This window comes from Nocardia sp. NBC_01499 (genome assembly GCF_045040275.1).
Lineage (GTDB): Bacteria > Actinomycetota > Actinomycetes > Mycobacteriales > Mycobacteriaceae > Nocardia.
Genome location: NZ_CP109426.1, coordinates 2,585,558 through 2,606,572 on the forward strand (window position 1 = coordinate 2,585,558; position 21,015 = coordinate 2,606,572).

Consider the following 21,015-nt stretch of genomic DNA (forward strand, 5'->3'; position numbering starts at 1 on the left):
CCAGGCGGGGCATCGTCGCCGCACCGAAACCGCCTGGCGCCGAACCTCTTCCGTCCTACTCCGGACGCTTGGTACGGATGATCGCGGCGAGGTACTCGTAGTCCTCCGCACGGGCAGTGGAGGTCCGGTACGCGAGGCCGATAGTGCGGCCCGGGGCAGGGCTGGCGAAGTGGGCGGTATCGAGGGTGCCGCGAGCAGTCTCCGAGGCCACGGCCATCTCCGGAATGAGGGTAACGCCGAGACCGCCTGCGACACACTGCACTACGGTCGCCAACGAGGCGGCGCGGGTGTCGCCGACCCCGGCCGGGTGGATCTCGGCGGAGCGGCACAGGTCCAGGGTTTGATCACGCAGGCAATGCCCCTCGTCGAGCAGCAGCAAGGGCAGCGAGTCGAGAACCGACGGCGCGAGGTCGGTGCGGCCGGCCAGCTCGTGGCCGCGCGGCGTCACCAGCACGAATTCCTCGGTGTAGAGCGGAATCTCGACCAAGCCGGGCAGGTCGGTCGGCAACGCGAGCAGCGCGACATCGAGCACACCGGTGCGCAGCCCATCCAACAGCCGCGCGGTCTGATCCTCGATCACCTGCGGGTGCAGGGCAGGTAACTTCTTGTGTAACTCCGGAAGAAGACCTGGCAGCACATACGGAGCAACCGTCGGGATGATGCCCATCCGCAGCGTGCCGCCGAGACCGTCACCGGTCGCCGACGCCACGAAACGGTCCGCCGCCTCGAGCGTCGCCATCGCCTTCGGCAGCAACCGCATCCCCGCGGCGGTGACGAGCACCCTGCGCGTACTGCGCTCGATCAGTTGCAGCCCGAGCCCGTGTTCAAGTGCTGCGAGCGCCTGCGATAGCGTGGGTTGGCTCACACTGAGCCGCGCTGCGGCAGTGCCGAAGTGGCGGTATTCCGCGACCGCAACGAACGCACGCAGCTGTGACAGGGTCGGCTGATAAGTCTGATCGGTCACGGCTATCAGTGTAGTGCGACTGATCACCTTTACCTTTCAGCAGCCCTTACGGCAAGATCGCAAGTGAGCTTTTCTGCTTTTCTGCACAGTGCTAGCAAACCCATCACAGAACGAGGAGATTAGGCATGGCCTTGCTGACCATCGGCGACCAATTCCCGGCATACAACCTCACCGCTGTCATCGGTGGTGATCTGTCGAAGGTCGACGCTCAGCAGCCTGACGACTACTTCACCACGATCACCAGTGACGATCACGCGGGCAAGTGGCGGATCGTCTTCTTCTGGCCGAAGGACTTCACCTTCGTGTGCCCGACGGAGATCGCCGCGTTCGGCAAGCTCAACGAGGAATTCGCGGACCGCGACGCGCAGGTGCTCGGCGCCTCGGTCGACAACGAGTTCGTGCACTTCCAATGGCGCGCCCAGCACGAGGATCTGAAGACCCTTCCGTTCCCGATCCTTTCCGACCTCAAGCGCGAATTGGCCGCCGCCGCCGGCGTTCTCAACGCCGACGGTGTCGCCGACCGCGCGACCTTCATCGTCGACCCGAACAACGAGGTCCAGTTCGTCTCGGTCACCGCGGGTTCGGTCGGCCGCAACGTCGACGAGGTGCTGCGGGTGCTCGACGCGCTGCAGTCCGACGAGCTGTGCGCCTGCAACTGGAAGAAGGGCGATCCGACCATCAACGCGGGCGAACTGCTCGCCGCGAGCGTCTGACCGCAGAAGCACTGCGCCACTAGATGATCGACCCGAATTCACCGTTCCCCGCACCTGCGGGGATGACCCGAGGATACAAAGAATGAGCGTTGAGAACCTGAAGAACTCCCTCCCCGAGTACGCCAAGGACCTCAAGCTCAATCTGTCATCGCTCGCGCGCACCACCGTGCTGAACGAACAGCAGCTGTGGGGCACCCTGCTCGCGTCGGCGGCCGCGACCCGGTCGGCGACAACGCTGCGCGAGATCGCCGAGGAAGCCGCCGACGTGCTGTCCGAGCAGGCCTACAACGCCGCGCTCGGCGCCGCCTCGATCATGGGCATGAACAATGTGTTCTACCGGGGCAAGGCGTTCCTCGGCGGGCGCTACGACGACCTGCGGGCCGGTCTGCGCATGCAGATCATCGGTACCCCGGGGGTCGACAAGGCCGATTTCGAGCTGTGGTCGTTCGCGGTCTCCTCGATCAACGGCTGTGGGCATTGCCTGGAGGCGCACGAGCACACGCTGCGTGAAGCGGGCGTGTCTCGCGAGGTGATCTTCGAGTCGCTGCGCGCGGCCGCGATCATCGCCGGTGTCGGCCAAGCTGTGCAGTCGACCGAAACGCTTGCCGCGGCTTCGGTCTAGCGCGTTCGATTCGAGGCCGCCGACGAGTCCGTCCAACGGACCGTCGGCGGCCTCTTTCGTACCTTGCCGACCAGCGACAATAGCTCCGATCGAGGCCAGCTGTGGTCCACGCGACAGCTCGGCGTCGGTGCTGGCTAGTAGGCTCGGCGACCATGGGCACACAGGTTGACGTGGTGCGAGTGTTCACCGATGCCGCCGGGCGGTTCGGCAATGAACTGGGGATCGCGCGGGCCGTGGACGTGGCCGAAACCGAGCGGCAGGCGCTCGCGGCGAAGGCGGGATACAGCGAGACCGTCGTGGTCGAGGAGCCGATCGACGAAGTCTCGCGCGTGCGGATCTACACCCCGGCCGTCGAGCTGCCGTTCGCCGGACACCCTTCGGTCGGCACCGCCTGGTGGTTCGCCGAGCAGGGCAAGCCGGTGCGGCGGCTGAACGTCCCCGCGGGCCCGGTGGCGGTCGAGCTGACCGAGGGCCTCACCTGGATCACCGCACGCGGCGAATGGGCCCCCGACTTCACCTTCCACCAACTCGCCGACCTCGACGAGTTGGCGAACCTGCGCCCCGACGACTTCACCGGCGGCCCCCACTACTTCTGGGCCTGGACCGACGAGAACCGCGGCGCGCTCCGCTCCCGAATGTTCGCCCCCACCTTGGGCATCGCCGAAGACGAGGCCACCGGCGCCGCCGCCGTGGCCATCACCGCCCTGCTCCGCCGAGGCTTGGTCATCACCCAGGGCAAAGGCTCCCAGATCTTCACCTCCTGGGACTCCGACGGCTGGGTCCGCCTCGGCGGCCGCGTAGTAGCCGACCAATCCGTCGAGATCTGACCCCACCGCAAGCGCCCGACCGACGGTCGCCTGGTCGCCGATCGGCCACTGGCGATGTGAGCTGTTGACGCGCAAGGTCAGCCTGCGCGGTGCAACCAAACCCGTTGCGATTCAAGGTCTGACCACCCTCCGGAGCCGGGGCAAGTGCAGCACGCCGATCCCCGCTCTGCCACGCAGAGCTGGCTGCGCCCAAACGGGACCGCACCCGAGCGCTGCGCCCTTGCGAACACCGTGCCCGCGGCGCCGTAGCCGCGCACTGACGGGCCGGAGCATGGCCGACACGTGGCGGCCCGTAGCGCTTGCGGTGTAACCGAACGCCCTGACGCACAGTCGAGTCCACCACCGCAGCCCGATTGCACCCCGGCCACGCCGCGCCCCGAAGACCTTGCGGCACAGTCGAATGCACAGCCCTCACCGTCGGAGCCAGCACGCTCAGGGCAACGTCACTCCGGTGATCGGAGTCGTTGTCGGGGCCGGAGATCCGCCAGGCGGTTCAACGCTGACCGCCAACTTCTCCCCCGCGTCGAACGCGGTCACGAATGGTCTTGACGCCGAGGGCAATTCGTCGAGCACCCCCGCCGACCGCGGCTTCGACTCCGTACCGGAGGGCACCAGCCATACCTGATACACCCGCCCGGACGGCGGCTCGGCCACTCCGTCGAACGCGAGCACCGCGAGTCGCTGCTGCGGCGAGACCTCCACTACCGCAGTGCCACCGCCGGTGACCGGTTCGGTCAGGGTGCGCGCATCCGGTTGGCGGTGCACCTGTTCCGCGCCGGGCACGGCGGGTGGCGGGGTACCGATGCGGTCGGCGACCACGCTGCCGCCGATCACCAGGCAGGCTGCGGCGGCCACCGGCACCACCCATCGCATCCGGCGCTGCCAGACGGACGGACGTTCGGCATCGGGCAGTGCCGCCAGAATCCGTGCCTCCAGCTCCGGCGGCGGCTCCTGCGCGTCGAGCGAGGCGACCCGCGCCATCACCTCGTGCAGTCGCGCCACCGTGTCCGAGAATTCTTGCCGCACAGCCGGATCGGCCTTCGCCAGGCGCTGCTCGATATGGCGGCGTTCGATCTCAGGGACGGCGTCCAAGGCGCACAGGTATGCCAGGTCGAGCAGTTCCGCGTCGGGCCGCGGAGCGGTGTCAGCCATCGGCGCCTTCTACGGACAAGCATTTCTCCAGTCTCTTCAGGCCATCGCGAATGCGGGTCTTGATGGTGGGCAGCGGCACCGATAGGTGGTCCGCGACTTCACGGTACGTCCGTCCGGTGTAGTAGGCGAGCGAGATCGCCTCGCGCTGCGTCGCGGTGAGCGCGTCCAGGCAGCCGAGGACCGCCTGTTCCTCCATCCGCTGCGTCACCGATTCGGCGACGACGTCGTGATCGCGGCCCGCGTGCGAGTAGGCGTAGGTCAGGTCCCGCACCGCGGCGGCGGCTTCCGCGCGCACCCGGTCGACCGCGCGGCGGTGCGCGAGCATCATGAGCCAGCCGACCGGGCTGGCCAGTGCCGGGTCGTAACGATCGGCCGACGACCACACTTGGAGATATACCTCCTGGGTGACCTCCTCGGCGGCGGCGTGGCTGCGCAGGATGCGCACGGCGAGCCCGAAGACCCGCGAGCTGGTGAGCCGGTAGAACTCGGTGAACGCGGCGCGGTCTCGCGTGCCGGTCGCCGCGAGCAGTGTCGAAAGTCGGCGGCTGGCCAGCTGCGACCGCTGTCGGTCGAGCCCGCTCGGCATCGGGCATACGGCTAACGAGTCGACGTCCTCCCCCTCGGTATCCAGCGCTGGATCGCCGGACCGATGGGCTGACGCGAAACCGTGCTCCCTCATGGCCGAATCCCTGCCTGCATGACAGGGGTTCGGTATGCACTACCGCGCGGATTGGTCTGCGGCGCCGGTCAACTCGAAACTGCCGCAATCAGCATGTAGGCGGTACCGAGATCCATCACCACGTGCGGCACCATCGCCGCCCGCTGCCTCGGGCCGGTCAGCGCCGCGACACACCCACAGGAGCGCAGCAGAACACCCAGGTAGCCCGGCGTGTCGACGAGTGGGCGGCCGAACGAGAGCGCGACGAGCAACGCGTCAGCGGCGAACAGCGCGGCGAGGCCGAGCGCCGGAATCGTGGCGGGCCCACCGGCGTGTCCCGACATGGCGTGTCCGGACATCGCGTACAGCATGGCCGCGGCGGTTACCGTGTGGTAGCCCAGCGGCACGAGCCGTTCCACCGGCGTCTCGCGAGGCGCGCTGCGCCACTCCACGATCCGACTCACCAGCAAAGCCGCGAAGACCACCGTCATGGCCGTGAGCACGCCGCGCACGGCGGACGGGCTCGCGGCCGCCGGGAATACCAGCATCGCGAGCATCACCAGACACATGATCAGGTGAGCGGCGTCGGATTCGTGATACCCGGGGCTCGAATCTCCTTGCCGCCAGTCAGGTTCCGCCACCACGAGACCCGGGGACTCACCGCTTTCGACAAGTCGAGCGGGCGTGGCCAACCGGCCGAGCACGATCGCCGCCGCGATCAGAAACGCCGCAACCACCGACCACCGCAATGCGGCGTACTCCTGCACGAACTGCGCCACGTCCCACCACCTCTCGTCGCGGCGACCGTGGACCTGCCCTTCCATGCTCGCACCCGGCGCTGCTCAGGGTGCCCTTTTCGCGGGCGGTGGCGATCTCAGTGCGGCACGGACTGCCGGTATCGATCGACCGTCGAGCGGGCGAATCGGCCCGGCGATACCCCGCGCCACTGCTTGAACGCGTTCGAAAAGCTTGGCGCGCCCGAGTATCCCATCCGGTAGGCGACGTCCTCGACGGTCAGCCCGGTGGAGAGCAGTTCCTCGGCGAGGGTGCCGAACGTTTCGGCGCAAAGCTGGCGGTAGGACATGCCTTCCTCGGCCAACCGGCGACGCATGGTGCGCAGACTCATGTGCAGCCCGGCGGCGACGTCTTCCTGACTGAGCCTGCCGTTCATCTGATGCATCAGCATCGACCGCACCGAACCGGCCACGCCCTGCCGTAGGCCGCGGCGCTGCAGCAGGTCGTCGCATTGTTCCTCGAACAGCTGCGCGGTGAGCGGGCTTGCCTGCGGCATCGGTTCATCGATGCCGGTGGCGTCGAAGACCGCGGTCTGCAATTCCGCGGAGTCGCTGCTCGGGATCTCGAATTGGTCGAAGATCGGCGCGAGCCGTGCCCGCAGTCCGCCCGCGACCTCGACGCGCAGCACCGGCGGCGGCACGCCGAACACCAGAAACCAGTTGGTCAGCAGCGCGGACACATCGCGTTCGGCCAGGAAGCCGCGCAGTTCCGCGGGCAGTTCGCGGTCGTCGCCGTAGAGCCAGATCTCCTCGCCGCGGTAGACATGCCAGGCACGGGAGAACGAGGTCATCAGGCTGAAGTACCGCATGGCCACGTCGATGGCCTGCCGCATCGTCGGACTGCTGAGCACCGCCAAGGCGAACACGCCGAGGGTGGTGATGTGGGTGCGGGTGCCCGCTTCGAGGCCGAGGCCGGGCTTGTCCCCGAGCAGGGTGACGATGTTGCGGACCACGCCGAGTTCCTGCGCGGCGGTGATCTCCGCACCGGGCGTCTTCAGCACGCGCGGATCCAGGTCTGTGCCGCGCAGGCACTGGTACTGCGTGAGACCGTGATCTTCCCCGAGCTCGACGAGGATCACCGCGTGTGTCACCGAACGCCGCCACTCCCATGAGGCCACGAGTCCATCGTTGCCTGCCGTGGCCGATATGCGCAAGGTTTTTGGCCGGAGATCGTATGTTCCGCTCTCCCAAGGGGGTTCGGACCGGGAAATAAAACCGTCCGACCGGTTCGACGTGGCCGTTCTGCGCAACTTTCTCGGCCGAAGTCCGCATGGAGAGCGAGCCGACGCCGTTCCCTGGCCGGTTTGCGCAAGGTGCTGACCCGATATCGCATGGAGAGGTGCTTAGCGACAATCTAGCGTTTAAGAGAGACTAAGGCAGGCGAAAACATATGTCTCGGAAGACACTCGCTGGCAAACGAATCGCGATCACCGGGGGCGCGCACGGCATCGGGCGTGAGACCGCGTTGGCATTCCTGGCGGAGGGTGCCGATATCGTCATCGGCGACGTGGATGTGGGGGCGGTACGCGCGGTCGCCGACCAACTCGCCAGAACCCACGGCGGCACCGTGCTCGGGCTGCCCCTCGACGTCACCGACAGCGCCCGATTCGGCAGCTTCCTCACCTTCGCCGAACGCAGGCTCGGCGGCCTCGACGTCGTGGTGAACGCCGCCGACGTCATGCCGTCCGGCCCGTTCCTCGCGGAATCGGAGGCCGAGTCGGACCTGCAGATCGATATCAACCTGCGCGCGGTGATCATCGGAACCCGGCTCGCCGCAGAACGATTCGTCAGCCAGGGACACGGCCAGATCGTCAACATCGGCACGGCGGCCGGGGTGACCGCGGCGCTCGGCGTCGCCGTGTACTGCGCGACCAAGCACGGCGTTGTCGGCCTCGGCGCGGCGCTCGATCAGGAACTCTCGGACCAGGGCGTCACCGTCAGCACCGTGTCCTCGGGGTCGGTCGCGGATCCGGAAGCCGTCGCCGATGCCGTGGTCGACTGCGTCGTGCACCGGCGCGGCGGCCTGATCAGCGTGCCACCGTCGAACGGCCTGCGTGCCGCGCTGCGGCCACCGGGCGGGATCCTGCGCCGCGCGTTCACGCGCGACGGGCAGGCCCGCTGAGGCCGATCAGAGTTCGCGCAGCACGCGTTTGAGCACCTTCCCGGTCGGGTTGCGCGGCAGTTCATCGATGAACAGGACATCACGCGGCACCTTGAAGCGGGCCAGATGCGCCTTGACATGCTCGCGCACCTCGTCCTCGGCGAGCGAATGTCCTTCGCGCACAACGATCACCGCGCGCAGCCGTTGCCCGTACCGGTCGTCGTCGACGCCGAAGGCGCTCACCTCCTCGACGGCGGGGTGCGCGGAAAGCAGTTCCTCGATCTCGCCTGGAAAGACGTTCTCGCCGCCGGAGACGATCATGTCGTCGTCTCGGCCGTCGATGAAAAGCCTTCCGGCACTGTCGAAGTGGCCGACATCACCGGTGGACATCAGGTTGCCGATGCGCGCCTTGTCGCCGCCACCGGTGTAGCCCTCGAACTGGTAGCTGTTGCCGACGAAGATGCGACCGGTCTGCCCCGCGGGCAACTCCGCACCGTCCTCGTCGAGGATCTTCACCGTCGAACTCGGCACCGGACCGCCCACGCAACCGGGCTCGACCGCCAGGTCAGCGGGGGTGGCGATGGTTGCGGAGGCCACCTCGGTGGAGCCGTACAGGTTGTAGACCACCGGCCCGAACGCCTCGGTCACCCTGGTACACAGCTCGGCACCGAGCTGCGATCCGGCGACGAAGATGATCCGCAGCGCGGAGAAGTCGTGTCCCGCACGGGCTTCCGGGCCGAGGTCGACCAGCCGCCGCAACATCACCGGCACCGCGATCATGGCGGTGACCCGATTGCGGTGCAGGCTGTCCAGCACGGCCTGCGGATCGAAGCGGCGGCGGATCACCAGCGTCGAACCGAAGCCGAGCGCGAAGAAAGCGTGCGCGAAGCCGAGCGTATGGAACAGCGGCGCCGGGCATTCGGTGATCTCGCGCGCCCGGAACGGCACCTTGTCGAGGATCGCGCCCAGCGGAGCCAGCGAGGTCGGTTCGCCGCGCGGCGCGCCCTTCGGCGTGCCGGTCGTTCCACTGGTCAGCAGGATGACCTTCGCGGTGGTGGTGGGGCGCCGGGGCGCGGAGCGGGCCGCGCCCGCGATCAGATTGTCCAGGGTGTCGACGCCGGGCTGCTCGGCCCAGGCGCGGTAGCGGCCGCGCGGCGGGGTGAGATCGCCGAGGATCTCCGTGTACTCCTCATCGAAGACCAGCAGATCCGCGCCCTCCCTGGCGACCACCTCGCGCAGCTGCGGGCCCGCGAAGTCGGTGTTGAGCAACACGATTCGGGCACCGCACTTGGCCGCGGCCAACACCGCATAGTGGAAGCCTCGGTGGTTGCGCACGAGGATCGCCACGCCCTCGCCGTCGCGCAGCCCGCGAGCCCGCCAGGCATTGGCCAGCGCGCTGGTGCGCTGGTCGAGTTCGCGGAAGGTGACCGTGCCCAATTCGTCGATGAGCGCCGCGCGGTCCCGATAGCGCAGCGCGGCGACCGTGGGGAGAGCACCGAGCATGCCGGACCGCACGACCGCCGCGCCGATCTGGGCCAGTCGGTCGGGTCGTTCCGGGGTCACCAGACCGGCGCGAACCGCCAGTGTTGCGTAGTAGGTTTCATCGACGGCGCGGCGAGCAACGCCCGTCGCGAGCGTTGCGACCTTGGCAAGCTTCATGATTCAGACCCCCTGGCTGGACAAAGCTGTCCGCCGAGCAAGTGCGGGCGAGTGCCCTCTCAGTAAAGCCTGTTCGATCGACGTCCGTCGAGGGATCGGCACTCTGCGCCACACTGCATGTCCTCTGCGCCGCACTGCATGATGGACGAATGTCTAGCAACACCGACCAGTCTGCTATCGCGGGGACCGCCAGCTCAATGCTCGAACTGCGCATCGTCGCCAACGACCTCGCCGGACCGGAGATCGCCGCCCTGCTCACCGAGCACCTGACCGATATGGCCGCACAGTCCCCCGCCGAGAGCGTGTTCGCCCTCGACATCGACGCGCTGCGCCGTCCGGAGATCACCTTCTGGAGCGGTTGGGACGGCGACACCCTCGCGGGCTGCGCCGCGCTCAAGCACCTCGACGACGAGCACGCGGAGATCAAGTCGATGCGCACCGCCGCGACGCACAAACGCCGCGGCGTCGCCTCGATCCTGTTGCGCCACCTGCTCGCCGAAGCCACCGCCCGCGGCTACCGGCGGGTGAGCCTGGAGACGGGCACCCCCGAGTTCTTCGTCCCGGCCCAAAAGCTCTACGCCGCGCACGGTTTCGAGTTCTGTGGCCCCTTCGGCGACTACCAGCTCGATCCGTACAGCCACTTCATGACGCGCACACTCTGAACAACGCAGATCAACCGAGAGCGCGCGTGAAGCCTTCGACCATCTCGTCGACCTGATCGTCGGTCATCACGAACGACGGCGAGATCTGCATGGCACCCTGACCTGCCGCACGGCCCGAAATACCGTGCGCTCGCAGGGTTTTCACCAGCGGAAGACCCTCGGCGGGATCGACGAGCTGAATGGCGGCGACGGCGCCGAGCCCACTGCGCACCTCGGCGACCCGGGGATGCTCGGCCAACGGAGCGAGCTTCGCGTGCAGCGTGGCTTCCAGCCTGGCCGCCTCGTCGAGGAGGTTCTCGCGCTCGACGATGTCGAGGTTGGCCAGCGCGGCCGCAGCGGCACCCGCATGCCCGCCATAGGTGTAGCCATGCCGCCACCAGACGCCGCCCGCGAAGAACGGTTCGGCGATGTGCGGCGCGATGAAGACGGCGCCCATCGGGACGTAACCGGAGGTCAGACCCTTGGCGGTGGTCATGAGATCCGGCTGCAGATCGAAGCGGGACGAGGCGAACCAGGAGCCGCCGATCCGGCCGAAGCCGGTGACGACCTCGTCGGCGACGAACAGGATGTCGTTGTCCCGGCAGATGCGGCGCACCTCGGCGAGGTAGCCGTCCGGCGGCAGGTAGATGCCGCCGGCGCCGATGATGGGTTCGCAGAAGAACGCGGCGATGCGTTCGGCGCCGATCTCCTCGATCAACGCGAGCAGCGACTTGGGGTCGTCCCATTCGATGGTGCGCGCGTCGGCCATCAGCTCGCCGTAGCCCTCGCGGTTGACCGGGATGCCCGCCAGCGCGGTACCCGCGACGTGCATGCCGTGGTAGGCCTTCTGCCGCCCGACCACGATCGACTTGTCCGGTCGGCCGAGCTCGTGCCAGTAGCGGCGGGCCAGCTTGGCCGCGGTGTCCACCGAGTCCGAGCCGCCGGAGGTGAAGAAGATCTTGCTGCCCGGCACCGGCGCGAGCGCGGACAGCCGCTCGGCGAGTTCCTGGGTGGCCGGTTCGGCGAAGTCGCCGAAGTTGGAGTAGTGCGCGATCTGGCGCAGCTGCGCGGCGACCGCGTCGGCGATCTCGCCGCGGCCGTGGCCGACGTTGGTGAACCAGAGCCCGGCCGTCGCGTCCAGGTAGCGGTTGTCCGCGGTGTCGTAGATGTAGGCGCCCTCGCCACGGGCGACGACGAACGCGCCGTCCCGCTCGACCGCACCCATGTCGGCAAATCCATGCCATAGCGAGTTCATGTGTCCACCTTTACCGGAGGAAGGTGTCGGCCTCCGAATCGCGCCGACGGCTTACATACTCACCAACAACCACAAAACGCGCTACACCAGGCCGAACACCACCGCGCCACGGCAGGTGTATGGCCATCGACACGTCTGCGCTAGTACCGGACGGGACATGGTCGTAACGAGCATTTCGCTCATGGTGTTCGGCGCCGGGCCAGGCCGCCGACGGCCGCGATGGCGACAGCCAGGAGGGTGAAAACACCGCTGAGGACGATCAGGCCGATCGCCAGCGAAACGTAACCCTGCTGCCGCGGGTCCAGGAAGGGATACGGATACCAGTCGACGATCGGGCCGCGGATCAGGGTGTAGATGCCGTAGATCAGCGGATAGATCAGCCACAGGCCGACCAGGCGCGGCGAGAGGCTGACACGCTGGCGGGCCGGAATGAGCACCCAGTCCGCGACCATCACGATCGGCAGCACCCGATGCAAGATGTCGTTGATCCAGCGATCGGTGAGCATCACGTCGATATTGGCCAGCAGCACCGCGTAGACCACGCCGGTGATGAGCAGATACAGCGCGCTCGCGCCGCGCAGCACCTCCCAGCGATGGCTGTGCGGATCCCACAGTCCGCCGATCAGCAGCACCAGCACGCCGAGCACATTCGATTGAATGGTGAAGTAGCTGAAGTAGTTTCCCGTGGAGAACGCCGCCGCGTGCATCTCGCGCAGCGGGATCCACACCAGCGCGAGAATGCCGAGCACACCGAAGGCGATCCGTAGACCGCGATACACCCAAGCCGTGCCCGAATCGGCGTCCATCGCCCGATCCTCGCATATCAACAGCCGTCGACCCGGTAAATCCGGACAGTCCGCACACTGTCGGCAACCCCGTCGTGCCGCCTGACGGAAATACCAGTTGCCGCCCTTCGCTACGCTTGTGACTGCAATGACCAGGACAGCTGACACCGGACCCCGCGAGCTCCGCACCCGCCTGGCGAATCTCTCCCTCCGCGACGAATACCGGCTGCGCCGCCAGCTCGACCGGGCGCGCGGTGCCGACCTCGGCAAGGTCGAGGCCGAGATCGCCGCGGCCGAGCTCCGCATCGACGCGCGCCGAGCCGCCGTACCCGAGATCCGCTACCCCGAGCAGTTGCCGGTCACCCAGCGCCGCGACGACATCGCCGCCGCCATCGCCGCCAATCAGGTGGTGATCGTGGCCGGTGAGACCGGTTCCGGCAAGACCACCCAGATTCCGAAGATCTGCCTGGAACTCGGCCGAGGCATCCGCGGCACCATCGGCCACACCCAGCCGCGCAGGCTGGCCGCGCGCACCGTCGCCGAGCGCATCGCCGAAGAACTCGGCACCGAACTGGGCGACGTCGTCGGCTACACGGTCCGCTTCACCGATCACGCCTCCGATCGCACCCTGATCAAGCTGATGACCGATGGCATCCTGCTCGCCGAGATCCAGCGCGACCGGCTGCTGCGCCGCTACGACACGATCATCATCGACGAGGCGCACGAACGCAGCCTCAATATCGACTTCCTGCTCGGCTACCTCAAACAGCTGCTGCCGCGCCGACCCGACCTGAAGATCATCATCACCTCGGCGACCATCGACCCGGAACTGTTCGCCCGGCACTTCGCGGACGAAAACGGCACTCCCGCACCGATTGTCGAGGTGTCCGGCCGGTCCTATCCGGTGGAGCTGCGCTATCGGCCGCTGTCGCTGGAACTGCCCGGCGCCGACGACGAAGACGACGAGGACACCCGGGTGGTCGATCGCGACCCGGTGGACGCCATCGGCGACGCGGTCGCCGAGCTGTTCGCCGAGGGCGACGGTGATGTGCTGGTGTTCCTGTCCGGCGAACGCGAAATCCGCGACACCGCCGACGCTTTGCGCGATCTGAGGCTGCCGCGCACCGAGATCCTGCCGCTGTACGCGCGCCTGTCCACCGCCGAACAGCACCGGGTGTTCGCGCCGCATCCTGGCCGTCGGGTGGTGCTGGCCACCAATGTCGCGGAGACCTCGCTGACCGTGCCCGGCATCCGGTACGTGGTCGACCCTGGGACAGCGCGCATTTCGCGCTATTCGATGCGCACCAAGGTGCAGCGGCTGCCGATCGAACCCGTGTCCCAGGCTTCCGCCAGGCAGCGCGCCGGTCGCTGCGGTCGCGTCGCCGACGGCATCTGCATCCGGCTGTACGCCGAAGACGACTTCGAGTCCAGGCCCGCGTTCACCGAACCGGAGATCCTGCGCACCAATCTTGCCGCCGTCATCCTGCAGATGACCGCGCTCGGGCTCGGCGATATCGAGAACTTCCCGTTCGTGGAGGCGCCGGACAAGCGGGCGATCCGAGACGGCATCGCGTTGCTCGAGGAACTCGGCGCGCTCGGACGACGGACGGGCAGCGACACCGAATCCGATGCCGGACTGACCCTCACCCCGATCGGGCGCGACATGGCGCAGCTTCCGGTCGATCCGCGGATGGCGCGGATGCTGGTGGAGGCGCACAGCAGCGGATGCCTGGCCGAGGTGCTGATCATCGTTGCGGCACTGTCGATTCAGGACGTCCGCGAACGACCCGCCGACCACCAGCAGTCCGCCGACACCAAGCACGCACGGTTCATCGTCGAAGGATCAGATTTCCTGGCCTACCTCAGGCTGTGGGATTACCTGACCGAGCAGCGAAAGTCGTTGTCGTCCAATCAGTTCCGGCGAATGTGCCGAGAGGAGTTCCTGCACTACCTGCGGATCAGGGAGTGGCAGGACCTGCACGGGCAGTTGCGCACCATCACGAGGGGACTCGGGTGGTCGGCGGACGCATCGGACCGTCCCGAGGAAGCAGGCGACTCAACTCCCGCGTCGGGCAAGACCGGCCGTGGTTCGCGCCGTGGACGATCCCGAGGTGGGGACGGCTCACCGGAAGGCACCAGAGGTGATTCGCGCGGCGAGCAGTCCCCCGGCGGGCCGTCCAATTCGCCAGAGGGCATCGAAAACGGTTCGCGCGGCAGGCGCTCGCGCAGGCAAGGCGGCGATAGGACATCGGGCGAGCAGCTCGCCGCCTCCGGCGAGAACTCTGAGAGCGGTTCGCGCCACGGACAATCCCACAGTCAAGGCGACGGTGTGCCAAACGAACAGTCCAACTCGCCAGCGGGCGCCAAGGGTGATTCGCGCGAAAGGCGATCGCGCGGCCAAGGCGGCGATGACACATCGGGCGAACGGCCCGGCTCGGGGCAGAGCACCGAGAGTGGTTCGCGCCGTGGACGTTCAGGCGACAAGGCGACCGTGCAATCCGCCGGAAGCCGACAGACCAGCGAACGCACCGAGTCCGCGGCCAACACATCTCGTGGTGGCCGGGCTGGCTCGAAGCGCGCTCGTGGCGATGCACCACAGGCAGTCGACAGCTCGTCGCTCGAATCCGATGACATGCCTTGGGATTCCACCGGCATCCATCAAGCCTTGCTAGCGGGCATGCTGTCTCATATCGGGCTGCGCGAGGCGGAGTCTCGGGAATTCCTCGGCGCGCGCAACGCGAAGTTCATGATCTTCCCCGGCTCCTCGCTGGCGAAGAAGCCGCCGCGCTGGGTGATGGCCGCGGAGCTGGTCGAGACGTCGCGGCTGTGGGGCCGGATGGCGGCCAAGGTGGAGCCGGAGTGGGCCGAGCGGCTCGCGGGCGATCTGGTGAAACGCACCTACTCCGAACCGCATTGGTCGGCCAAGCGCGGCGCGGCCAGCGCCTACGAGCGCGTCACCCTCTACGGCATCCCGTTGGTGACCGGCAGGCAGGTGGACTACGGCCGGATCGATCCGGAGCTGTCGCGGGAACTGTTCATCAGACACGCACTGGTGCAGGGCGAATGGCAGACCCGCCACGACTTCTTCCACCGTAACCGCGAATTGATCGACGACGTCGCCGATCTGGAGCACCGCGCCCGCCGCCGCGACATCCTGGTCGACGACGAGGTGCTGTTCGAGTTCTACGACAAGCGCCTGCCCGCCGACATCGTGTCCGTGCGGCACTTCGACAGCTGGTGGAAGTCCGCGCGCCGCAAAGACCCCGCACTGCTGGACTTCTCGACCTCGACCGTCGTCAACGCGGGCACGGCGGCACTGGATCCGGCCGCCTTCCCCGACGCATGGCGGCAGGGCGAGCTCAGCTTCCCGCTCACCTACCAGTTCGAACCGGGCAACGAGGAAGACGGTGTCACCGTTCGCATTCCGGTCGAGCAGCTGGCCCATGTGCGTGCCGTCGGCTTCGACTGGCTGGTGCCGGGGATGCGCGACGAGCTGGCCGCAGCACTGATCAAGACGCTGCCGAAGGCATTGCGGCGCAGCGTCGTTCCGGCGCCGGACTTCGCGGCGGCAGCACTGGCCGCGCTCACCCCGCGCGCGGAACCGTTGCGCATCGGGTTGGCGCGGGAACTGTCGCGGCTGGGTTCGATCACGATCGACCCGACCGACCTGGACACCGCCGCACTGCCGGACCATCTGCGAATGACCTTCGCGGCCGTCGACACCGACGGTCGTGTGCTGGCGCGCGGCAAGAGTCTGCCCGCACTGAAAAGCCAGCTGGCCGAACAGGTTGCCGCCTCAGTCGCCCGCGCGACGGCGGGCTCGGAACGCGCACCCGCCGCGGCGTGGACGTCGGAATCGCTCGGCACGGTGGAGCCGACGGTCCGCCGCGAGGTCGCCGGGCAGACCGTCACCGGTTATCCCGCCCTGGTCCCCGAGGGTGACGGTGTGGCGGTCCGGGTGCTGAGTTCCCCTGCCGCACAAGCCACCGCGATGCGCGCGGGCACCCGCACGCTCGTCCTGAACGCGCTGCCGACCTCGGTCCGCACCGTCACCTCGAGCCTGCGTCCCACGGATCGCCTTGCGCTGAGCCAGAATCCATACGGTTCACTGGACGCACTGATCGAGGATTGCCGCGCCGCGGCCGCCGACGAACTCATCGCCGCCGCGGGCGGTCCGGTGCACAACCCGGACGACTTCACGGCGCTGGTCGCCAAGATCCGCCCCGACTTCGTCTCCGCGGTAGTCCAACTGGTCCGCCTGGTGGTACCGATTCTGGCCGAGGCACACCGCGTTTCGGCAGCGCTGGCGGAAACCTCCGAACGCGACATCGCCGACGACGTCCGCGACCAACTCGACAACCTCGTCTTCCCCGGCTTCGTCTCCGAATGGGGCAGCACCCGCCTACGCGAACTCCCCCGCTATCTCCAAGCCGCCGTCGTCCGCCTCGAGGCCTTGCCCGCCTCTGCGGTCCGCGACCGTCAGGGCATGATCGAACTGGACCGCGCCCTCACCGCCTACGACCGGCTGCTCAACTCCCTCCCGGAGAACCGCCGCAACGCACCGGCCGTCACCGAGATCTGGTGGATGATCGAAGAGTTCCGCATCAGCCTGTTCGCCCAAAAACTCGGCACTTCATACCCGGTATCCGCCAAACGCATCGAACGCGCGATAGCCGCCATCCGTCGCTAGGCCCTGTGTCGAAGTCCGGACGGAGGCGCCGGATGGGACTTCGACACAGGGCCTAGCGAGGCAGCCGCTATTCAGCCGCGACGGCCGCCGCCTCGCGGGCGGAGCGCATCTCCTGGATTTCGCGTTCGAAGTCGGCGGCGGAGGTGAAGGAGCGATAGACAGACGCGAAGCGCAGGTAGGCGACCTCGTCCAGATCACGAAGCGGGCCGAGGATCGCGAGGCCGACCTCGTGGCTCGGCACCTCGGGAGAACCCTTGGCGCGCACAGCGTCTTCTACCTTCTGTGCGAGCAGGTTCAGTGCGTCGTCGTCGACCTCACGACCCTGGCAGGCGCGGCGGACACCGCGGATGACCTTCTCCCTGCTGAACGGCTCGGTGACGCCGCTGCGTTTGACCACGGACAGGATCGCGGTTTCTACCGTGCTGAACCGCCGCCCACAGTGCGGGCACGCGCGGCGGCGGCGGATGGCCGCGCCTTCGTCGGCCTCGCGCGAGTCCACCACCCGTGAGTCGGGGTGTCGGCAGTACGGGCAATGCATCCGAGAGATCCTTCGTCGATGCGCGCGCTCGCGGCCGGCCCGGCAACCGATCTGGGTGACCGTCCCGGCGAGCACGTGTCCAGGGGCCTAGACCCCGGCACCAGGTAATCCTCAGGCGATATGCGGAATACCTGCATAGCACTTCGAGGATACCTGTCCGGGTACTCAGGTTGTCCCACTCACCCTTTACCCACCCGCATTGCCCCCACGATCGCCCATCCCTCCACGCTCATATCTCCCTCGACTCCGGCATCTGCGGAGGCTATTCGACGCCCTGACACTCCGCACTGAGGTCGGCGAATCAGCTCAGGCAGGCGCGAGACACCCGTGGGTGACCTTGTTCCACAACGACTCGCCGAGCACAGCGGGAGCAAGTGCGGGATCAAGCGCCATGGCGATGTAGCGCGGGACACAATCGCCGGTGAGATCGTTCCAGCGGATGTCACGGTCGACTCAGCGGCTATTCGACGACCTGCCACTCCGCAGTGAGATCGGCGATCAGCTCGGGAAGGCGCGAGACAAGACGCCCGCGGGCGAGCTTGTTCCAGAACGACTCGCCGAGCACAGCGGGGGCGAGCGTGGGGTTCGACTCCATGTCGATGTGGCGCGGGACTAGATCGCCGGTGATGTAGGTCCAGCGGGTGTCGCGGTCGGCCCAGTTGAAGGCGGGCAGCGGGGTGCGCAGGGCCAGGGTGTGGCCGCCGATGTCCGCGCGGACGATGGCCGGTGCGAACACGCCGGGGGCGCGGACACCGGGCACGGCGGGTTTGCCCGCGATGGTGCTCACATAGGTGAGGACGCGGCCGATCGGTGCGCGCCCGGCCGAGGTCGCGTCCCACTGGTCGGCGATCACCCGGTTCTGTTCGCGGTCGGTCATCCGGATCAGCGCGTCGATATTGCCGTCGCGGGTGCCGGAGGCGATGGACTGCCACGCGGTGTGGATGCCGGCGTCGATCACCCCCGCGTCGTACATCTCATCGATGCCACGCATCCCCAGCGCGACATACGCTTCGTGCATCGGGACGAGGTCGGTGAAGATGTGCTTCTGCATGATCATCAGCCGGGTCTGGTACCAGGCGACGTCCTCGGCGCTGAGCCGCGAGCCCTCCTCGCCCAGCAGGCGAATGTCGGCGGGCAGTTCGCGCACCAATTCCGGTGGGGTGCCGCGCAACAGGTCGGCCACGGCGTCGCCGAGTTGATGGATGCCGGGCACGTCGAGCACCACGCCGACATCGCTCATGTCGAAGTAGCCGGAGGCGAACGAGCCGCCCGCGATGCCGGCCAGCCCGGCCCAGTAGAACTCCGGGTGCTGAGTGGTCAGCCGCAGGTAGTTGACATACACCTGGCTGAAGGTGCGCTGGTTGGCCTGCACCCCGCGCGCCGGATCCCAGGCCGCGAGATCGATATCGGCGTTGCGGGTCGCGACAACCAGCCAGTACTGATGCAGCAACGTCGCGTACCGCCGCGGCGACACACCGTCGGTACGCGCTTCGTCGAGCGCCGCGGACAGCGCCGATTCGTCCAGCGGGAGAGCCGGATTCAACCCGCCCCCACCCGCGCCGTCCCCGTTGACGGCAGGTAGGTCCAGATACTCCGCGTAGGCGGGCGCCGCCTGAACAGCCGGGATCGAACCGAACCCGAAGACCAGGCACAGGGCAAGCCCGACGACTCGGGCGAGAAACCGGCTGGAGCGTCCGGCGATAGCGAGATGCGTCATTACTAGATCCCGAACTCGTTCGTTGACCAGGGCCGCGTCTGGCAAAGACCTTTGCCAGATCACGTTTTCAGCACCCTAGCAACATGCCCGACCCCCTGATCAACAAATCCGGCCACTTCTGAACGCATGGCACAAGTCAGCGCCGAGAGCGATGCGTAACCGGTGCGGCCAGTTTCCATTTGGGCGACGCCGGTCCACCACTCGCAGCCAAGCGCCCGAGTGGCCGGTTGCCGGGCTCGCCGATCCTCGGTCAGCGGGGCGCGGTAACACTGTGCGGCAGCACACTTCCGGGGACGAGGTCGACGGGCACCGACTGTCCATCGACCACTGCGGGCACCGTGGTCGACGTGGTGTCGCCACCCCAGTCCCCCGCGCGCAGGTGCGCGAGGGTGATGAGCGCGACCACCACGAACGCACTCAGTAGGGCGGCTACCGCGAGGACGGCGAAACCGACCTGCGCCTGCTCGACCAGCTCGCCGGGATGGGTGCCGCTGGGCCGCCGGACGGTCGAAGTTCGTGTGCCACGGTCGTATACGACGACCCCGCCGGGCCGCGCGCCGCGCGGGCGCCGGTCGACGGTGGATCGATGCGTCGAATCCAGAGTCCGTGTGCGGAGGGTGCCCCGATGGACGCGCGGGACGGTCTCGAAGGCGAGATCCACCTCGGCCGAGTCGATGTCGCGCGGGTCGGCCGCGCGGGTATCGATGTCACGAACCTCGTCGACACGCGGAACGAGGGCCATGCTTGGCGCGCCGATCTCGGTGTTGATATCGCTGATCGCAGTGCTCATCGGACAAACCTCCGTGGTGGGTGCTCCGTCTGTGTTCGAGCTGGGTCGTTCGAGCTGTGCGGACCGGTGGGACTCTTCGGGACCGCTGTTCAGTGCCGCTTTTCGATGCATTGTTCGCTCAGGTGTTCGAAGAACTGATGTTCGATTTCTACCACGTGCCACCGACAATGTCAGCAGGAAACGCCCGACACTCCTCGAACAGATGTTTGAAACATCGGCTCGACCGGACTAGATTCGAAAGACGAAATTCAGGACAGGCCATGCACAGATATGCCGGGCAACGGATCAGCCCGGACACAGCAAGGAAGGGCGGTTGCGGTGAGGCACACAGACGACACGGGCGTAGAGAGCGAAGGCGGCGCCGACACGGCGGTTACCGGGGCGGATCTCACCGTGCGTCAGCGCAAAGTGCTGGACGTGATCCGGTCCTCGGTGAGCGAGCGCGGCTACCCGCCGAGCATCAGGGAGATCGGCGACGCCGTCGGGCTGACGTCCACCTCCTCGGTGGCTCATCAGCTGCGCGCGTTGGAGCGCAAGGGCTTTCTCCGTCGCGACCCGAATCGTCCACGCGCCGTTGACGTCCGCGGCCTCGACGAGGTGGGACGCGCGGTCACCAGCCTGCATGCCGCCACGGTCGACGAATCCGAGAGCGGCGCAGCCGATCCGAGCAGGCCGACGCCGACGTTCGTGCCGGTGCTCGGCCGAATCGCCGCCGGTGGCCCGATACTGGCCGAGCAGGCGGTCGAGGACGTGTTCCCGCTGCCGCGCGAACTGGTCGGCGAGGGATCGCTGTTCTTGCTGAAGGTCGTCGGGCAGTCGATGATCGACGCGGCGATCTGCGACGGCGACTGGGTGGTGGTCCGGCAGCAGAACGTCGCCGACAACGGTGACATCGTCGCCGCCATGATCGACGGCGAAGCCACCGTGAAGACGTTCAAGCGCACCGGCAAGGATGTCTGGCTGATGCCGCACAACCCGGTGTTCGAGCCGATCCCCGGTAATGACGCACAGGTACTCGGCAAGGTCGTCACGGTAATCCGCAAGATCTAGGCCCTGTCGAAGTCCGGCCGGATGCATCCGGGTGCGGACTTCGACACGGGGCCTAGCCG

At 67.7% G+C, this 21,015-nt stretch carries 18 protein-coding genes; 7 read left to right on the top strand and 11 right to left on the bottom strand.

The window, feature by feature from the left end; translation table 11 throughout:
- Window positions 1–55: 55 nt before the first annotated feature.
- Window positions 56–964 (bottom strand): hydrogen peroxide-inducible genes activator, encoded by a 909-nt coding sequence (locus tag OG203_RS11765; RefSeq protein ID WP_405165695.1) that lies wholly within the window; start codon window positions 962–964, stop codon window positions 56–58.
- A 125-nt stretch (window positions 965–1,089) separates the two neighbouring features.
- Here OG203_RS11765 and OG203_RS11770 point away from each other — a divergent pair, with 125 nt between their 5' ends.
- The 3 genes from OG203_RS11770 (at window position 1,090) to OG203_RS11780 (ending at window position 3,126) form a co-directional block, all read left to right on the top strand.
- Window positions 1,090–1,677 carry a peroxiredoxin gene (locus tag OG203_RS11770; protein ID WP_405165696.1) on the top strand — a complete coding sequence of 196 codons (588 nt, stop codon included), beginning with the start codon at window positions 1,090–1,092 and terminating at the stop codon, window positions 1,675–1,677.
- A gap of 82 nt (window positions 1,678–1,759) precedes the next feature.
- Complete coding sequence (locus OG203_RS11775) at window positions 1,760–2,299, top strand: carboxymuconolactone decarboxylase family protein (RefSeq protein WP_405165697.1); 540 nt, start codon at window positions 1,760–1,762, stop codon at window positions 2,297–2,299.
- Between the two features lie 152 nt (window positions 2,300–2,451).
- Complete coding sequence (locus tag OG203_RS11780) at window positions 2,452–3,126, top strand: PhzF family phenazine biosynthesis protein (RefSeq protein ID WP_405165698.1); 675 nt, start codon at window positions 2,452–2,454, stop codon at window positions 3,124–3,126.
- A gap of 432 nt (window positions 3,127–3,558) precedes the next feature.
- Here OG203_RS11780 and OG203_RS11785 read toward each other — a convergent pair whose 3' ends face one another.
- The 4 genes from OG203_RS11785 to OG203_RS11800 all read right to left on the bottom strand — a co-directional run bounded on the left by OG203_RS11785 (window position 3,559) and on the right by OG203_RS11800 (window position 6,848).
- Entirely contained in the window at window positions 3,559–4,278 is a 720-nt protein-coding gene (locus tag OG203_RS11785; RefSeq protein ID WP_405165699.1) for an anti-sigma factor domain-containing protein, read from the bottom strand.
- The gene (gene sigK, locus OG203_RS11790; RefSeq protein WP_405167840.1) at window positions 4,271–4,864 is read right to left on the bottom strand and encodes an ECF RNA polymerase sigma factor SigK; all 594 of its coding nucleotides are present in this window, start codon (window positions 4,862–4,864) and stop codon (window positions 4,271–4,273) included. The genes OG203_RS11785 and sigK overlap by 8 nt, the downstream gene beginning before the upstream one ends.
- 161 nt (window positions 4,865–5,025) lie before the next feature.
- Window positions 5,026–5,760 carry a DUF5134 domain-containing protein gene (locus OG203_RS11795; protein WP_405165700.1) on the bottom strand — a complete coding sequence of 245 codons (735 nt, stop codon included), beginning with the start codon at window positions 5,758–5,760 and terminating at the stop codon, window positions 5,026–5,028.
- A gap of 50 nt (window positions 5,761–5,810) precedes the next feature.
- A complete protein-coding gene (locus OG203_RS11800) occupies window positions 5,811–6,848 on the bottom strand; it encodes an AraC family transcriptional regulator ligand-binding domain-containing protein (RefSeq protein WP_405165701.1) in 1,038 nt (345 codons plus the stop codon).
- A 272-nt stretch (window positions 6,849–7,120) separates the two neighbouring features.
- Here OG203_RS11800 and OG203_RS11805 point away from each other — a divergent pair, with 272 nt between their 5' ends.
- Complete coding sequence (locus OG203_RS11805) at window positions 7,121–7,852, top strand: SDR family NAD(P)-dependent oxidoreductase (protein ID WP_405165702.1); 732 nt, start codon at window positions 7,121–7,123, stop codon at window positions 7,850–7,852.
- Window positions 7,853–7,858: 6 nt separating this feature from the next.
- Here OG203_RS11805 and OG203_RS11810 read toward each other — a convergent pair whose 3' ends face one another.
- Entirely contained in the window at window positions 7,859–9,490 is a 1,632-nt protein-coding gene (locus OG203_RS11810; protein ID WP_405165703.1) for an acyl-CoA synthetase, read from the bottom strand.
- A gap of 149 nt (window positions 9,491–9,639) precedes the next feature.
- Here OG203_RS11810 and OG203_RS11815 point away from each other — a divergent pair, with 149 nt between their 5' ends.
- Window positions 9,640–10,152, top strand: a complete 513-nt coding sequence (locus OG203_RS11815) for a GNAT family N-acetyltransferase (RefSeq protein ID WP_405165704.1) — start codon at window positions 9,640–9,642, stop codon at window positions 10,150–10,152.
- A 10-nt stretch (window positions 10,153–10,162) separates the two neighbouring features.
- Here OG203_RS11815 and OG203_RS11820 read toward each other — a convergent pair whose 3' ends face one another.
- On the bottom strand, window positions 10,163–11,386 hold the full coding sequence (locus OG203_RS11820) for an aspartate aminotransferase family protein (RefSeq protein ID WP_405165705.1): 1,224 nt from the start codon (window positions 11,384–11,386) through the stop codon (window positions 10,163–10,165).
- Between the two features lie 179 nt (window positions 11,387–11,565).
- Window positions 11,566–12,192, bottom strand: coding sequence for a Pr6Pr family membrane protein (locus OG203_RS11825; protein ID WP_405165706.1), 627 nt, complete (start codon window positions 12,190–12,192; stop codon window positions 11,566–11,568).
- A gap of 127 nt (window positions 12,193–12,319) precedes the next feature.
- Here OG203_RS11825 and hrpA point away from each other — a divergent pair, with 127 nt between their 5' ends.
- Window positions 12,320–16,861, top strand: coding sequence for an ATP-dependent RNA helicase HrpA (hrpA, locus tag OG203_RS11830; protein WP_405165707.1), 4,542 nt, complete (start codon window positions 12,320–12,322; stop codon window positions 16,859–16,861).
- Between the two features lie 67 nt (window positions 16,862–16,928).
- Here hrpA and nrdR read toward each other — a convergent pair whose 3' ends face one another.
- From nrdR to OG203_RS11845, 3 genes are all read right to left on the bottom strand, one after another.
- Window positions 16,929–17,399, bottom strand: a complete 471-nt coding sequence (nrdR, locus tag OG203_RS11835) for a transcriptional regulator NrdR (protein ID WP_405165708.1) — start codon at window positions 17,397–17,399, stop codon at window positions 16,929–16,931.
- A 460-nt stretch (window positions 17,400–17,859) separates the two neighbouring features.
- On the bottom strand, window positions 17,860–19,116 hold the full coding sequence (locus OG203_RS11840) for a hypothetical protein (protein WP_405165709.1): 1,257 nt from the start codon (window positions 19,114–19,116) through the stop codon (window positions 17,860–17,862).
- 250 nt (window positions 19,117–19,366) lie between these two features.
- Entirely contained in the window at window positions 19,367–19,906 is a 540-nt protein-coding gene (locus tag OG203_RS11845; RefSeq protein WP_405165710.1) for a hypothetical protein, read from the bottom strand.
- Between the two features lie 318 nt (window positions 19,907–20,224).
- Here OG203_RS11845 and lexA point away from each other — a divergent pair, with 318 nt between their 5' ends.
- Window positions 20,225–20,956, top strand: coding sequence for a transcriptional repressor LexA (gene lexA, locus OG203_RS11850; RefSeq protein ID WP_405165711.1), 732 nt, complete (start codon window positions 20,225–20,227; stop codon window positions 20,954–20,956).
- The last annotated feature ends 59 nt before the right edge of the window (window positions 20,957–21,015 follow it).

Coding starts and splice junctions, on each gene's coding strand:
- OG203_RS11775 (WP_405165697.1), top strand. CDS start 1,760: ATGAGCGTTGAGAACCTGAAGAACTCCCTCCCCGAGTACGCCAAGGAC.
- OG203_RS11845 (WP_405165710.1), bottom strand. CDS start 19,906: ATGAGCACTGCGATCAGCGATATCAACACCGAGATCGGCGCGCCAAGC.
- OG203_RS11780 (WP_405165698.1), top strand. CDS start 2,452: ATGGGCACACAGGTTGACGTGGTGCGAGTGTTCACCGATGCCGCCGGG.
- OG203_RS11805 (WP_405165702.1), top strand. CDS start 7,121: ATGTCTCGGAAGACACTCGCTGGCAAACGAATCGCGATCACCGGGGGC.
- OG203_RS11810 (WP_405165703.1), bottom strand. CDS start 9,490: ATGAAGCTTGCCAAGGTCGCAACGCTCGCGACGGGCGTTGCTCGCCGC.
- OG203_RS11825 (WP_405165706.1), bottom strand. CDS start 12,192: ATGGACGCCGATTCGGGCACGGCTTGGGTGTATCGCGGTCTACGGATC.
- OG203_RS11815 (WP_405165704.1), top strand. CDS start 9,640: ATGTCTAGCAACACCGACCAGTCTGCTATCGCGGGGACCGCCAGCTCA.
- OG203_RS11770 (WP_405165696.1), top strand. CDS start 1,090: ATGGCCTTGCTGACCATCGGCGACCAATTCCCGGCATACAACCTCACC.
- sigK (WP_405167840.1), bottom strand. CDS start 4,864: ATGCCGAGCGGGCTCGACCGACAGCGGTCGCAGCTGGCCAGCCGCCGA.
- OG203_RS11795 (WP_405165700.1), bottom strand. CDS start 5,760: ATGGAAGGGCAGGTCCACGGTCGCCGCGACGAGAGGTGGTGGGACGTG.
- OG203_RS11785 (WP_405165699.1), bottom strand. CDS start 4,278: ATGGCTGACACCGCTCCGCGGCCCGACGCGGAACTGCTCGACCTGGCA.
- hrpA (WP_405165707.1), top strand. CDS start 12,320: ATGACCAGGACAGCTGACACCGGACCCCGCGAGCTCCGCACCCGCCTG.
- nrdR (WP_405165708.1), bottom strand. CDS start 17,399: ATGCATTGCCCGTACTGCCGACACCCCGACTCACGGGTGGTGGACTCG.
- OG203_RS11840 (WP_405165709.1), bottom strand. CDS start 19,116: ATGACGCATCTCGCTATCGCCGGACGCTCCAGCCGGTTTCTCGCCCGA.
- OG203_RS11820 (WP_405165705.1), bottom strand. CDS start 11,386: ATGAACTCGCTATGGCATGGATTTGCCGACATGGGTGCGGTCGAGCGG.